This is a genomic window from Acinetobacter suaedae (assembly GCF_008630915.1).
In the GTDB taxonomy this organism is placed as follows: Bacteria; Pseudomonadota; Gammaproteobacteria; order Pseudomonadales; family Moraxellaceae; genus Acinetobacter; species Acinetobacter suaedae.
In genome coordinates, this window is record NZ_CP043909.1 from 417,144 (window position 1) to 431,134 (window position 13,991).

Consider the following 13,991-nt stretch of genomic DNA (forward strand, 5'->3'; position numbering starts at 1 on the left):
GGAGCGACTAAATGAGTATGCAAGATACCGTTGCCGACATGTTAACACGTGTTCGTAACGCACAAATGGCAAAGAAACAAACTGTTTCTATGCCGTCTTCTAAGTTGAAAGTTGCGATTGCAAATGTACTTCAACAAGAAGGTTATATTTCAAATGTAGAAGTGGCTCAAGAAGAGATCAAATCTACTTTGACAATTACGTTAAAATATTTCGAAGGCAAACCAGTTATCGAAACGGTTAAGCGTGTAAGCCGTCCAGGTCTACGTCAATACCGTGGTAAAGATAAACTTCCTAGCGTTAAGCAAGGTTTAGGTATTGCAATTGTTTCTACAAGCAAAGGCATCATGACTGATCGCGCTGCACGTGCTGCGGGCGTTGGTGGTGAAGTTATTGCTTTTGTTTCTTAATAGGTGATTCCTCATGTCTCGTGTGGCTAAAGCCCCAGTAACTGTACCTAATGGTGTAACAGTTACTCAGAACGGCCGGCAGGTCGAAGTGAAAGGCAGCAAAGGTACATTGTCTTTCAACCTGCATGCGCTGGTCGAGCTAAAACAGGAAGAAGGTAAACTTCAACTTGCTCCAGCTAAAGAGTCGAAAGACGCTTGGATGCAAGCTGGTACTGCTCGCGCTGTATTGAATAACCTTGTAAAAGGTGTTAGCGAAGGCTTCGAACGTAAGTTACAGCTTGTTGGTGTTGGTTATAAAGCTGCGGTTAAGGGTGCTGTTGTAAACCTTAACCTTGGTTATTCACACCCAATTGACTACGCTTTACCTGAAGGTGTAACGGCGGAAACTCCAACTGCAACTGAAATCGTTTTGAAATCAGCAAACAAGCAGTTGTTAGGTCAAGTGGCAGCGGAAATCCGTGCATACCGTGCTCCTGAACCATATAAAGGTAAAGGTGTTCGTTATTCGGATGAAGTTATTCTTCGTAAAGAAGCTAAGAAGAAATAAGGCGCGAGGTTCTTATGAACGAAAAGAAACAAACCCGTTTGCGTCGTGCGAAAAGCACACGCTTGCACATTCGTGCATTGGGTGCGACTCGTTTGTGTGTAAACCGCACTCCGCGTCACATCTATGCGCAAGTTATTTCAGCGGATGGTGGCAAAGTTTTAGCGCAAGCTTCAACTTTAGATGCATCTTTACGTAGTGGTGCTACTGGTAATGTTGAAGCAGCTACGAAAGTTGGTGCTTTGATCGCAGAACGTGCTAAAGCAGCTGGCGTTACTAAAGTTGCATTTGACCGTTCTGGTTTTAAATATCATGGTCGTATCAAAGCCTTGGCTGATGCTGCTCGTGAAGGCGGCTTGGAGTTCTAATCATGGCGAAAGTTGAACAAAACGAAGGTCTCGTTGAAAAGCTGGTTGCCGTTGATCGTGTAGCCAAGGTAGTAAAGGGTGGTCGTATCTTCTCTTTCACAGCATTAACTGTTGTGGGCGATGGTAATGGTCGTGTAGGTTTTGGTCGTGGTAAAGCACGTGAAGTTCCAGCTGCTATTTCTAAAGCACTTGAAGCTGCTCGTCGTAACATGATCACTGTAGACCTCGCGGGGACTACTTTACAACACCCTGTGAATGCTCGTCATGGCGCAAGCCGTGTATACATGCAACCTGCTTCAGAAGGTACTGGCGTAATTGCTGGTGGCGCGATGCGTGCTGTTCTTGAAGCTGCAGGTGTACATAACGTACTTGCTAAATGTTATGGTTCTACGAATGCTGCTAACGTAGTAAACGCAACTTTTAAAGGTTTGCGTGATATGACTTCTCCTGAGAAAGTCGCTGCGAAACGTGGTAAATCAGTAGAAGAAATTCAAGGGTAATCAATCATGAAAACGATTAAAGTTACCCAGACTAAGTCTTCTTCACATCGCTTGAAAAATCACAAGCTTTGCTTACAAGGTTTAGGTCTGCGTCGTATTGGTCATACTGTAGAAGTGCAAGATACGCCTTCTAACCGTGGTATGATCAACAAAGTTTACTATATGGTTAGTGTAGAGGAATAATGCCATGACTCTGCGTTTAAATGAGCTTGCACCTGCTGAAGGTGCTAAGCGTGAAAACCGTCGCGTAGGCCGTGGTATCGGTTCTGGCGTTGGTAAGACTGGCGGTCGCGGTATCAAAGGTCAAAATTCACGTAAAAGTGGTGGTACTCGTCCGGGCTTTGAAGGCGGTCAAACAGCGATTTATCGTCGTTTACCAAAATTCGGCTTCACTAGCCAACTTGCTTTGAAAACTGCTGAAGTACGTTTGTCTGAGTTGAACAAAGTTGAAGGTGATATCGTTTCACTTGAAACTTTAAAAGCTGCGAATGTTGTTCGTCGTGACCAAGTTCGTGCTCGCATCGTGCTTTCAGGTGAAATCACTCGCGCGTTCACTGTTCAAGGTGTTGCGTTGACTAAAGGCGCTAAAGCTGCTGTTGAAGCTGCTGGCGGTAAAGTCGAGGAGTAATCTCGAGTGTCTATGACTCCTAGTTCTTCTGGTCATGTGAACATGATGAAAGGTCAACCATTTCATGTGAAATACCGTGAAATCATTCGCCGATTGATGTTTTTAATTGGCGCGTTGTTGGTCTTTCGACTAGGAGCGCATATTCCGTTGCCAGGCATTGATAATGTAGCGCTAGCAAGCTTTTTTAAGGCTAATGAAGGTACCTTCTTAGGCTTATTTAATATGTTTTCTGGCGGTGCATTAGAGCGCATGTCAATTCTAGCATTAGGGATTATGCCGTACATCTCTGCATCAATTATTGTGCAGTTAATGTCGACAGTAGTTCCTTCGCTGGAGGCTTTGAAAAAAGAAGGCGAGCAAGGTAAACGTAAATTAAATCAATATACGCGTTACGGCACTCTGTTTCTTGCACTTGTGCAGGGGATAGGGATGTGTGCTGGTCTGATTAGTCAGGGTATTACGCTGACATCAGGCTTAGCATTTTATGTTCCAGCAGTAACTTCGCTTGTTGCAGGAACGATGTTTTTGATGTGGTTGGGAGAACAGATTACCGAACGTGGTGTTGGTAATGGTATCTCAATGATTATTTTTGCTGGTATTGTAGCTGGCTTGCCTAATCTTGTAATTCAGTCGTTTACGTCTGTGCAAAATGGTCAAGGTAGCTTAATTGGCTTGGCAGTATTCGGTTTATTATCGTTGGCTGTTTTAGCAGCGATTGTGTTTATTGAAAAAGCACAACGTCGTATTCCAGTGAATTATGCTCAAAAACAACAAGGTCGTCGTGTGTTTACTGCACAGCAAACGCATTTGCCATTAAAAATTAATATGGCTGGTGTTATCCCTGCAATTTTTGCTAGCTCATTGTTATTATTTCCAGCGAGCTTGGGACAATGGTTGGGAAGTGCTGATCCAAATGCAGGATTTGTTAAGCGTAGCCTGCAAGATCTGGCATTGGTGTTATCGCCTGGACAGCCGTTATATTTAATGCTTTTTGGTGCGTTAATTATTTTCTTCTGTTATTTCTATACGGCGCTTGTTTTTAGCCCGAAAGAAGTTTCAGAGAATTTGAAACGTAGCGGAGCATATGTGCCTGGTATCCGCCCAGGTGAGCAAACGGCTCGTTATTTAGATCATATTCTCAATCGTTTGACATTTATTGGTGCTATCTACATTACTGTCGTGTGTTTAATGCCTATGGTACTGCAAAGTTCATTTGGTATTCCATTCCATTTGGGTGGAACATCATTACTGATTGTAGTGGTAGTTGTGATGGACTTTATGGCGCAACTTCAAGCGCACTTGACCTCACATCAATATGATAATCAAACGTTAATGAGAAAAACGACTGCTCATCCGCAGGGATAAGCGCACTTAGAGGTTTTCATCATGAAAGTACAAGCTTCTGTAAAGAAAATTTGTGGTAGCTGTAAAGTTATCCGTCGTAATGGGGTTATTCGCGTGATTTGTAGCGCAGAACCTCGTCATAAGCAGCGTCAAGGTTAATTTAATTAAGACCTGTTGATTTCAGTAGGCTAATTAGGTTATTATCCGCCCCTCAAGATTTTTGTGGGGCGGTTGATTATCTTGACTGCCTTTTTGGAGAAAATTGAATGGCTCGTATTGCCGGTGTAAACATTCCGGATAACAAGCACGCTGTTATCTCTCTCACGTATATTTTTGGTATCGGTCGCCACACTGCTAAGAATATCTTAGCTGCTGTAGGTATTGCTGGAACTACAAAAATTCGTGAATTAGATGATGCTCAGCTTGATGCGATTCGTGCAGAAGTTGCTAAGGTTCCGACCGAAGGTGACTTACGTCGCGAAATTTCCATGAACATTAAACGTTTAATGGATTTAGGCTGCTACCGCGGTCTTCGTCATCGTCGCAGCTTGCCTGTTCGCGGACAACGCACCAAAACTAACGCACGTACCCGTAAAGGTCCGCGCAAACCGATTAAAAAGTAAGATTTCTGGAAGCTAAAAGATGGCTAAAGATACTCGCACACGCAAGAAGGTCTCTCGTACCGTCTCTGAAGGTGTTGCACACATTCACGCGTCTTTTAATAACACCATTGTTACGATTACCGATCGTCAAGGTAATGCATTGGCTTGGGCCACCTCAGGTGGACAAGGCTTCCGTGGTTCACGTAAATCAACTCCGTTCGCTGCTCAGGTAGCTGCTGAAGTTGCTGGTAAAGCAGCTTTAGATTACGGTTTGAAAAACCTAGACGTCCTTGTAAAAGGTCCTGGTCCAGGTCGTGAGTCTGCGGTTCGTGCATTAGGCGCAGTGGGTTATAAGATTAACAGCATTACCGATGTGACTCCAATTCCTCACAACGGTTGCCGTCCACCTAAAAAACGTCGCGTGTAAGGAGAAACATTCATGGCTCGTTATATTGGTCCAAAATGCAAACTCTCTCGTCGCGAAGGGACAGACCTGCAACTTAAATCAGGCGTTAAACCGTTTGATGTAAAAACCAAAAAACACAATAAAGCACCTGGTCAACATGGTCAGGCTCGTGGTGGTAAGCAATCTGAGTATTCACTACAATTACGTGAAAAACAAAAAGTCCGTCGTATGTACGGTGTGTTAGAACGTCAATTTAGTAACTACTATAAAGAAGCAGCTCGTGTGAAAGGCGCAACAGGTGAAAACTTGTTGAAATTGCTTGAAAGCCGTCTTGATAACGTAGTTTATCGCATGGGTTTTGGTTCTACACGTTCAGAAGCTCGTCAGTTAGTTTCTCACCGTTCTATTACTTTAAATGGTCGTCGTGTCAACATTGCGTCTATTCAAGTAAAAGCGGGCGATGTAATTGCGGTTCACGAAGGCGCTAAACAACAATTGCGTATTAAAAACGCGATTGAGTTGGCTGCGCAACGTGGTATCCCTGCTTGGATGGAAGTTGACCATTCTAAGCTAGAAGGTACGTTCAAAGCTGCACCTGATCGTTCTGATTTACCTGCTGAAATCAACGAAAGCTTGATTGTAGAATTGTATTCTAAATAATCCTTGAGGTAGCAATAAATGACGCGTACTGCAAACGAGTTTCTAACTCCGCAAGCGATCAAGGTCGAAGCGGTGAGCGGGACCTCGGCAAAAGTGATTCTGGAACCTTTAGAGCGTGGCTTTGGTCATACTCTAGGTAATGCTTTACGTCGCATTCTATTGTCTTCTTTGCCTGGCGCTGCTGTGGTTGAAGTTGAGATAGAAGGCGTCGAGCACGAGTACAGTACTTTAGAAGGCTTGCAGCAGGACATCGTCGAGCTCTTGCTGAACCTAAAAGGATTGTCTATTAAGCTGTTCGATCAAAATGAAGCATATTTAACATTAGAGAAACAAGGTGCAGGTGACGTAACAGCAGCTGACCTTCGTTTACCTCATAATGTTGAAGTGGTTAACCCTGATCATTTAATTGGTACTTTGAGTGCTAGTGGTTCATTGAAAATGCGCCTTAAAGTTGCTCAAGGTCGTGGTTATGAAACGTCTGACTCTCGTTTCCCAGAAGGTGAAACTCGCCCTGTGGGTCGTTTACAGTTAGATGCTTCTTATAGCCCGATTAAACGTGTTTCCTATACCGTTGAAAATGCGCGTGTAGAACAACGTACCGATCTTGATAAGCTAGTGATCGATCTTGAAACGAATGGAACTGTTGATCCTGAAGAGGCTATCCGCAAAGCGGCAACAATCTTGCAACAACAAATTGCAATTTTTGTTGATCTTCAGAAAGATCAAACTCCAGTTGCTCAAGAACCTCGCGAAGAAGTTGACCCAATTTTGCTTCGTCCAGTAGATGATCTCGAGCTAACTGTTCGTTCTGCTAACTGTTTGAAGGCAGAAAATATTTACTACATTGGTGATCTTGTTCAACGTACTGAAGTTGAGTTGTTAAAAACTCCTAACTTAGGTAAAAAATCGTTAACTGAGATCAAAGATGTTTTGGCATCGAAAGGTTTACAACTCGGCATGCGTTTAGAGAACTGGCCACCAGCTAGTCTCCGTATGGATGACCGTTTTGCCTATCGTAGCCGTTAATTAAGTAGGACTATCACCATGCGTCATCGTAATAGTGGTGTGAAATTAGGCCGTACAAGCAGCCACCGTAAGGCGTTGTTCCAAAACTTAACAAATGCTTTAGTTGAGCATGAGTTAATTAAAACAACTTTGCCTAAGGCGAAAGAACTTCGTCGTGTTGCTGAGCCTTTAATCACTTTGGCAAAAAACGATACAGTAGCAAACCGTCGTTTAGCGTTTGCTCGTACTCGTTCTGCAGCAACTGTTGGTAAATTATTTACCGTTCTTGGCCCTCGTTACAAAGAACGTAACGGCGGTTATCTACGTGTTCTTAAAGCGGGCTTCCGTGCAGGTGATGCTGCACCGATGGCTTACGTTGAACTTGTAGATCGTGAAGTAAAATAATACTTCTATACAAGAACAGCTCAGTTGTTCCAAAAAAGGTCGGTGTAATAACCGGCCTTTTTTATTGCTTATTGTTAATAATTTTCTTTCTAACTTAAATTTGGGTAAATGGTTAATATGCTAAATTAGGTTATGACATTATTAAAAATTCAAATAGATAAATATGTTAGATATTACGATTAGAATCCTAAGTGTAGATGAACTGAATGATTTTAGAATGATTAGACTTTCAGCTTTAGCAAAAGCCCCACAAATGTTTGGTTCAACTTATGAGACAGAAGTTATAAAACCATACAGTTTTTTTGAAAGTTGCTTATCAAGTTCAACAGTCTTTGGAGTTTATCATAAAGATAAAATTATAGGTTTAGCGACTTTAACACGAGAGAGCGGAATGAAGCTGTCTCATAAAGCTTCTCTATCCAGTGTATTTATTGAACCTGAATTTCAAGGGCTGGGTATCGCAACAGAGTTGCTTCATACTGTTATTGCTTACAGTAAAGAGCAAGTAGAACAAATTTTACTGAGTGTCGCTGATGATAATCAGTCAGCGATTCATCTTTATCAAAAAAATGGTTTTCAGACTTATGGGGTAGAGTTGAAAGCTTTGAAAAATGATAAGGGATATACTGATGAGCTTCTGATGAAGCTTTTTTTGTTCTAGGGTACGTTTCAAAGCTCTAAATCACAGTATTTTTAAAGTTGATAAAAGATTTATCACTAAATAATCGTTCATCTAAAACTATTTTAGAGCGCATTAAGTAAATTTTCTCATTCTGGTTTGATTTGCTTAAGCATTATTCTTTGTGGATGCTGGGCAATATCGAATTTTAATAATCACCAAGTTGCTCATAATTTTCTTATGGTACTAAATCGACTTATCTCGGAAATCCAAGCAAAAATCTCAAGATTGTTTAGTCTCGTTTTTTCTCAAAATGTCCCGAACTGATATAAAAAAACCGATGAATGACTAAACTTGACATTGTGTATTGTCAAATTTGTGCTTTAATAAAGACATGGTTTATACAGGGTATAAAAAAAATGGAAAAGCAAGTTGATGTATTAATTATTGGTGCAGGTATCTCAGGAATAGGGTTGGCTGTGCATCTCTCTAAAAACTGTCCACAACGCCAATTTGAAATTTTAGAGCGTCGTGACAGCTTTGGTGGAACTTGGGATTTGTTCCGTTATCCTGGTATTCGTTCTGACTCAGATATGTCAACATTTGGTTTTAACTTTAAACCTTGGGCGAAAGAAAAAGTCCTTGCAAGTGGTCCAGAAATTAAAGGCTATCTTTCTGAAGTTATTGATGAGTTTAAGTTAAAAGAAAAAATCCATTTTGGTCATCGCGTTCTTTCTGCAAATTATGATTCTGCTAAGAAAAAGTGGCTTGTTGAAATTGAAGATAGCAACAAGAAGAAACAAACTTGGTCAGCAAATTTTGTAATGGGCTGTACGGGTTACTATAACTATGATCAAGGTTATGCACCACAATTCCCAGAGCAAGATAAATTTAAAGGGCAATTTATCCACCCACAACACTGGCCTGAAAATCTAGATTACACAGGTAAGAAAGTTGTAATTATTGGTAGTGGTGCGACTGCGATTACCCTTGTTCCTTCAATGGTAAAAGGTGGTGCAGGGCATGTGACTATGTTGCAGCGTTCTCCTACTTATATTGCAACAGTTCCTTCAATTGACTTCATTTATGAAAAAACACGTAGATTTATGTCAGAAGAAACAGCATATAAATTTACTCGTGCTCGTAACATTGGGATGCAGCGTGCGATCTACGCCTTAGCCCAAAAGCATCCAAAAACTGTGCGTCGTCTATTATTAAAAGGCATTGAGTTGCAGCTAAAAGGTAAAGTGGATATGAAACACTTTACGCCAAGCTATAATCCATGGGATCAACGTTTATGTGTTGTGCCTGATGGCGATTTATTTAAAGCATTGCGCCAAGGTCAAGCAAGTATTGAAACAGATCAGATTGAAAAGTTCACAGCAAATGGTATCCAGTTAAAATCTGGAAAACATTTGGAAGCCGATATTGTAATTTCAGCGACTGGCTTGGAAATTCAAATCTTAGGTGGTGTAAAAGGCTCTATTGATGGTAAACCGATGAATACTTCACATCATATGTTGTACCAAGGTGTGATGGTGAGTGATGTACCGAATATGGCAATGATTATTGGTTATATCAATGCCTCTTGGACATTGAAAGTTGATATTGCTGCTGACTATATTTGTCGTTTGCTTAATCATATGGACAAGAACGGCTTTGATGAAGTAATTGCACATGCTGAACCTGATCAGTTTGAACAAGATACGATCATGGGTAAATTATCTTCAGGTTATATTGCGCGTGCAGCGGATATTATGCCGAAACAAGGTAAAAAAGCACCATGGAAGATTTCTAACAACTATCTTGCGGATCGTAAAGAACTGAAAGATGCAAAATTTAACGATGGTGTCTTGCAATTCCGTAAGCGTGATGAACAAGTAGATCGTAAACCTAAATTAGTTTCTTAACTTATATTTGAACTAAGTAAGAACCCTGTGTACACACAGGGTTCTTTTGTTTTAAATAATGATTGTTGTTAAAATATCGCGTAAACGTGTTGATTATAAAATTTATATATTTAGGACAATTCAATGAAAAAATTATGGTTTTTGGGGATATTAGTCTTTAGTAATACGGCGTTTGCGGATGATCTGAAGCAAAAAGAAAAATTAGCTCAACAATTGGTTTCTATTGATGGTACTGAGCAAGGCTTGCGGAGTACGGATAAAATGATCCTAGAGCAGATTCGGATGCGTTTACCCAAAGATCTACCAGAAAGTTTTTATGTAGATTTGACTAAGAATTTGAATAGTGAGCAACGTAAACAGTTTATCGTGCAACGTTATGTCGAGACTTTTAATCAAAAAGAGTTACAAGCTGCGTTAACTTTTTATCAATCTCCTGAAGGCAAAGTATGGGCAAACAAAGCTAGTGAAGTTGGAAGTGAGGTTGCACATTTCACGACACAACATGCGCGTACTGCATTAAATGAAACGATGCAGCAGCATATTGATCATCCGAAAGTTAAGCAGTTGATGGTTCGGATGAATCCACCATCTCAATCATCGGAATCGCCGCAGTCAAAGTAAATAAAAGGGATAGAGCATAAAGCGCTATCCCTTGTTTTTAAAATCTAACAATTAAAGAGTACGTGAAATTAATTCTTTCATAATTTCATTGGTCCCTGCATAAATGCGGTTTGCACGATTGTCGATATAGGCGCGTGCAATTGGGTATTCAAGCATATAGCCATAGCCCCCATGTAATTGTAAGCACTCATCTACAACCTTTGAGAACATATCTGAAATTTTATATTTAGCCGCTGCTGCTGCATCTACACCTAAACTTTCTTCAAGCTGCAACTCCATACAACGATCTAAATACGTACGGCAAAAATCGATTTCTGTGCGTAATTCGGCCAATTTAAATCGTGTATTTTGGAATGTTCCAATCGGCTTACCAAACGCTTTACGGTCTTTGGTGTATTGTACGGTGTGAGCAAATGCTGCTTCAGCACCTGCTTGGCAAATGATTGCAACGAGCATACGTTCCCATGCGAGCTCTTTCATTAGCATCATAAAGCCCATGCCTTCCATACCTAGAAGGTTTTCTTTCGGTACGCGTACATTATCGAAGAACAGTTCACAGGTATCTTGACCTTTCATTCCAATTTTATTTAAAGGTTTGCCTTTGCTAAAACCAGCACGGTCTGCTTCAACAATAATTAATGATAAATTGGCAGATCCTTTTTCTGTGTTGCCAGTTTTACATACCACAATCGCCATATCACAAAGATAGCCATTGGTAATAAAGATTTTAGAACCATTGATGACATATTCATCGCCATCAAGTACAGCTGTTGTGCGTACAGCTTGTAGATCTGAACCTGTGCCAGGTTCAGTCATAGCGATGGCAGTGACGGTTTCGCCCGTCGCCATTTTTGGTAACCATTTTTGCTTTTGCTCATCGTTACCGAAGTTGTTGATATAATTGGCAACAATATCTGAATGCAACGAAAATCCAGTACTAGAATCCATTGCATAAGCTTGTTCTTCAATCAGAATCATACTGTATAGTCGGTCGACACCAGACCCCCCGTATTCTTCTGGCATGGTGGTGCAAAGTAAACCTAACTCACCAGCTTTATTCCATAGATCACGGTCAACATGTTGTTGTTTTTCATATTTCTCAATATTTGGAACAACTTCTTTTTCGTAGAATTTGCGCACAGTCTCACGAAATGCTTCATGGTCTGAAGTAAATAATTTTCGTGCTAACATATTTGGAATTGGACGAATTGCACCTGATTGCATTTGTTATTTTTTCCCTAAATTGTTGAAGTTACAGACTCATCATCACCATACAAGAAATCGAAAATATTGGACAATGTGATCAATGCTCAATTTAATTGATGTATTTGGTCACTTCATAAAAATCACTGCGAACTTCAGTGTTGATCGGGTACACTATGGGATAAATTGTTGCATAGTGGAACAAAGAATGTCTGAAGAATTGACACTAGAAGAACGTAAAGTGATTTATCGTGCGCGTCGTGGTTTGAAAGAAATTGATGTGTATTTTGATCCTTATGTGAAAAACTGTTATCTCACCGCTGACGCGGCTGAGAAAGCATTATTTGCAGAGTTGGTAGAGCAAGAAGACCCAGATTTATTAGATTGGTTTATGGAGGTGGGTGATCCACCTCGTGCAGAGTTAAAGGCATTTATTTTAAAATTAAAACAGTATGTCCACGGTTAGTCGTGTTTTTGTGTTGAAACGCAGTCGTTTTGCATTTGCGTTTCAACTATTTGTTTTTATTTCACTTACTGGTTTGTTGTATAGTTTACTTCCTTGGTTTCTATGGCTTATTAGTTTGCTTTCGATGTTAATTGCTTGGTTTCAGTTACTCAAACAACCTCAGCTTAAACATTTTGAATATTTAGATGATCAGTTTTGCTCCTTTAGTTTTAGTGATGAATTGGAGGAGGTTCAGCAAAGAAAAATTCGAAAAATGATCGATCATCAGTGCTATATCGTGATCTGTTTTTATGAATCACAATGTAGACCTTGTGTGATTTGGTGGGATCAATTGTCGATTTTACAGTGGAAAAAACTAAAAAAATGGGTAAAACTTGTATAATTGTTAGACAATTGTATAAGTGTATATTATTTATAAATTATTATAAATCAAATAATTATCTTTATTTTGTTCTGGTGTGTTTAAAATTGTTAGATTAAATACTCTAAAAAAACGTGAAAATAATGATTGTCAGACAATCTGGCGATCAAGTCTGATTTATTTTCGTTAAAGTACAAACACCAACGTAAAGTGTGGTGGAGGTCCAAAATGATGGAAATTCCAACATGGTCGTTTCTGGTGATTGCAATCGTTTTTGCAATTGTAGTAGGAAGAGCAGGAACTTTACTCAGGGAACTTCTTGAATCACGTCGATCTATGGTTGAAGTGAACAAGAGAAAGAGATTGAAAGTGTCATCAATATATCATTCTCCCATGAATACTGATGATGAACATCAATCTAGTATCTATCAAAAGTAGATACATGAAGTGTAGGAGGTCTCTATGGAGATTTCAATGTGGATGTTTCTAGTAATTGCAATCGTTATGGCGATTGTTGTAGGAAGAGCTGGGACGTTACTCAAGGATTATTTTCAACAAAACTAAAATATAAAGAGTTTCACGATTTTACCAGTTAATAAGTAGCATGTGCTGAACCGTCGCAATGCTACTTTTTTTTGCCTGAAATTTCTGTATTCCCAAATATCTGTCAATTCATTGATCTGTGAAGTATGTCAAAATAAGTGTGTCAAAATTAGAGCAATTACTCTTTAACTCGGGTATGGCATCTGATAAGGTACATTTAAAAGGAAAAACAAATCAATTAGAGGACAGGAAGCATGTCTAAATTCCAAAAAATTGGACAAGGTGTGGCGGTCGCATTATTCACGACATCAATGTTAACTGGATGTTCTTATGTTATTAAAACCGGAGCAAATGTTGCTCTAGGATTTGGCGAACGACATATCGTACCACCAATTCTTGCAATGGATGATGCAGAAATGGTGTGTAATACAGGTAATGCTTTAACACCGGCAATTATGTCCACTAAAGATATGGGCGCAGATCCAACTCGTATGGCTGTGCTTATGTATTCTGCTGCGGGTATGTGTGCAGAAAATAAAGCATTAGAAGCTGAGTTACGTTATTTACGTGCTGCAAAGTCAGGTCAAGTTTCTGAAGCACAGGATGCCCGTATTGAGCAAAAGCGTTGGGCAGCACTGGCGGCAGAGCGTCAATATGCAGGTTATCAGTTATTCGCAAATCGTTGGGAAAGTAAATATAAATACAAATTAGGCGAATCATGCCCAACGATGCGTAATGATTTAGATCAAACGGTTTACCTACTTGGAATGGTGAGTGGTTTACAAGCCATGACGAACGATATTAATTCTGGTGGCGCAGTTCATGTACCAAAAGATATTGCAGGTATCGTCGAACGTGGTATGGCATGTTTAGACAATGAAAAGTATTGGGGCGCTCCGATGGCAACCCGTGCAGTGATCTGGACTTTATTGCCAGGTGCTGGCGATGGCAAACCGGAACCTTATGCAACGATGAAGCAATCCATGCAAATTGGTGAGAAGAAGGGTGTTCGTTTAGCTCATGCATTGTATGCGGTTGCAGCTCAAGCGAGCGGTGATGATGCAAAAATGCGAGATGCATTGCGTTCTTATGCAGCTGCAACGGGTGAGGATAAACCAGCAAATCCACAATTTAGATTGATTGATCAAATGGCTGGTTTAATGGTTAAAGGCATTGCTGATCGTTACTGGACTGAGAATACAGGTGTGAGAGCAAGCGATGAAGGTTTGTCTTCATTCTGGGATGATACTAAAGAAAGTTCATCTGAGTTAGATGATCTGTTTGATGGTGGTGAGTAAGTATCTCCACGTAGACGTAATAATGCTAAGTAACCTGAATTAAACGACCTTTTACAGATTTGATTATGCAAATTATTTATGATTTGTAAATCGTAAAAGGT

At 40.2% G+C, this 13,991-nt stretch carries 21 protein-coding genes; 20 read left to right on the plus strand and 1 reads right to left on the minus strand.

Features of this window, described 5'->3' with window-relative positions; all coding sequences use genetic code 11:
* Positions 1-11 precede the first annotated feature (11 nt).
* From rpsH to F2A31_RS02080, 16 genes are all read left to right on the plus strand, one after another.
* Positions 12-407: a 30S ribosomal protein S8 gene (rpsH, locus tag F2A31_RS02005; protein WP_004672989.1), complete on the plus strand. Its 396-nt coding sequence runs from the start codon at positions 12-14 to the stop codon at positions 405-407.
* 13 nt (positions 408-420) lie between these two features.
* Positions 421-954, plus strand: coding sequence for a 50S ribosomal protein L6 (gene rplF, locus F2A31_RS02010; protein WP_150024956.1), 534 nt, complete (start codon positions 421-423; stop codon positions 952-954).
* Positions 955-968: 14 nt separating this feature from the next.
* A complete protein-coding gene (rplR, locus tag F2A31_RS02015) occupies positions 969-1,319 on the plus strand; it encodes a 50S ribosomal protein L18 (protein ID WP_150024957.1) in 351 nt (116 codons plus the stop codon).
* 2 nt (positions 1,320-1,321) lie between these two features.
* Positions 1,322-1,819: a 30S ribosomal protein S5 gene (rpsE, locus tag F2A31_RS02020; protein WP_001141025.1), complete on the plus strand. Its 498-nt coding sequence runs from the start codon at positions 1,322-1,324 to the stop codon at positions 1,817-1,819.
* A gap of 6 nt (positions 1,820-1,825) precedes the next feature.
* Positions 1,826-2,002 (plus strand): 50S ribosomal protein L30, encoded by a 177-nt coding sequence (gene rpmD, locus F2A31_RS02025; RefSeq protein ID WP_000849088.1) that lies wholly within the window; start codon positions 1,826-1,828, stop codon positions 2,000-2,002.
* 4 nt (positions 2,003-2,006) lie between these two features.
* The gene (gene rplO, locus F2A31_RS02030) at positions 2,007-2,447 is read left to right on the plus strand and encodes a 50S ribosomal protein L15 (protein ID WP_150024958.1); all 441 of its coding nucleotides are present in this window, start codon (positions 2,007-2,009) and stop codon (positions 2,445-2,447) included.
* 45 nt (positions 2,448-2,492) lie between these two features.
* Positions 2,493-3,812, plus strand: a complete 1,320-nt coding sequence (secY, locus tag F2A31_RS02035) for a preprotein translocase subunit SecY (RefSeq protein ID WP_171490619.1) — start codon at positions 2,493-2,495, stop codon at positions 3,810-3,812.
* A 21-nt stretch (positions 3,813-3,833) separates the two neighbouring features.
* Positions 3,834-3,950: a 50S ribosomal protein L36 gene (gene rpmJ / locus F2A31_RS02040; RefSeq protein WP_000867907.1), complete on the plus strand. Its 117-nt coding sequence runs from the start codon at positions 3,834-3,836 to the stop codon at positions 3,948-3,950.
* Between the two features lie 107 nt (positions 3,951-4,057).
* Entirely contained in the window at positions 4,058-4,414 is a 357-nt protein-coding gene (gene rpsM, locus F2A31_RS02045; RefSeq protein WP_004641038.1) for a 30S ribosomal protein S13, read from the plus strand.
* A 19-nt stretch (positions 4,415-4,433) separates the two neighbouring features.
* Positions 4,434-4,820 (plus strand): 30S ribosomal protein S11, encoded by a 387-nt coding sequence (rpsK, locus tag F2A31_RS02050; protein WP_004641037.1) that lies wholly within the window; start codon positions 4,434-4,436, stop codon positions 4,818-4,820.
* A 12-nt stretch (positions 4,821-4,832) separates the two neighbouring features.
* Positions 4,833-5,459 carry a 30S ribosomal protein S4 gene (gene rpsD / locus F2A31_RS02055; RefSeq protein ID WP_004641035.1) on the plus strand — a complete coding sequence of 209 codons (627 nt, stop codon included), beginning with the start codon at positions 4,833-4,835 and terminating at the stop codon, positions 5,457-5,459.
* Positions 5,460-5,477: 18 nt separating this feature from the next.
* The gene (locus F2A31_RS02060) at positions 5,478-6,485 is read left to right on the plus strand and encodes a DNA-directed RNA polymerase subunit alpha (RefSeq protein ID WP_004641033.1); all 1,008 of its coding nucleotides are present in this window, start codon (positions 5,478-5,480) and stop codon (positions 6,483-6,485) included.
* An 18-nt stretch (positions 6,486-6,503) separates the two neighbouring features.
* Entirely contained in the window at positions 6,504-6,869 is a 366-nt protein-coding gene (gene rplQ / locus F2A31_RS02065) for a 50S ribosomal protein L17 (protein ID WP_004641032.1), read from the plus strand.
* 163 nt (positions 6,870-7,032) lie between these two features.
* Positions 7,033-7,530, plus strand: coding sequence for a GNAT family N-acetyltransferase (locus F2A31_RS02070; protein ID WP_150024959.1), 498 nt, complete (start codon positions 7,033-7,035; stop codon positions 7,528-7,530).
* Positions 7,531-7,907: 377 nt separating this feature from the next.
* On the plus strand, positions 7,908-9,398 hold the full coding sequence (locus F2A31_RS02075) for a flavin-containing monooxygenase (RefSeq protein WP_150024960.1): 1,491 nt from the start codon (positions 7,908-7,910) through the stop codon (positions 9,396-9,398).
* A gap of 123 nt (positions 9,399-9,521) precedes the next feature.
* Positions 9,522-10,019 carry a DUF2059 domain-containing protein gene (locus tag F2A31_RS02080; RefSeq protein WP_150024961.1) on the plus strand — a complete coding sequence of 166 codons (498 nt, stop codon included), beginning with the start codon at positions 9,522-9,524 and terminating at the stop codon, positions 10,017-10,019.
* Positions 10,020-10,070: 51 nt separating this feature from the next.
* Here F2A31_RS02080 and F2A31_RS02085 read toward each other — a convergent pair whose 3' ends face one another.
* Positions 10,071-11,243 (minus strand): acyl-CoA dehydrogenase family protein, encoded by a 1,173-nt coding sequence (locus F2A31_RS02085; protein ID WP_150024962.1) that lies wholly within the window; start codon positions 11,241-11,243, stop codon positions 10,071-10,073.
* A gap of 187 nt (positions 11,244-11,430) precedes the next feature.
* On the opposite strand from F2A31_RS02085, the gene F2A31_RS02090 reads away from it, so the two are divergent.
* From F2A31_RS02090 to F2A31_RS02105, 4 genes are all read left to right on the plus strand, one after another.
* The gene (locus F2A31_RS02090; RefSeq protein WP_150024963.1) at positions 11,431-11,688 is read left to right on the plus strand and encodes an FAD assembly factor SdhE; all 258 of its coding nucleotides are present in this window, start codon (positions 11,431-11,433) and stop codon (positions 11,686-11,688) included.
* The gene (locus F2A31_RS02095; RefSeq protein ID WP_150024964.1) at positions 11,675-12,070 is read left to right on the plus strand and encodes a hypothetical protein; all 396 of its coding nucleotides are present in this window, start codon (positions 11,675-11,677) and stop codon (positions 12,068-12,070) included. The genes F2A31_RS02090 and F2A31_RS02095 overlap by 14 nt, the downstream gene beginning before the upstream one ends.
* Before the next feature lie 210 nt (positions 12,071-12,280).
* Positions 12,281-12,487 carry a hypothetical protein gene (locus F2A31_RS02100; protein ID WP_171490620.1) on the plus strand — a complete coding sequence of 69 codons (207 nt, stop codon included), beginning with the start codon at positions 12,281-12,283 and terminating at the stop codon, positions 12,485-12,487.
* A gap of 359 nt (positions 12,488-12,846) precedes the next feature.
* On the plus strand, positions 12,847-13,890 hold the full coding sequence (locus F2A31_RS02105; protein ID WP_150024966.1) for a hypothetical protein: 1,044 nt from the start codon (positions 12,847-12,849) through the stop codon (positions 13,888-13,890).
* Positions 13,891-13,991 lie beyond the last annotated feature (101 nt).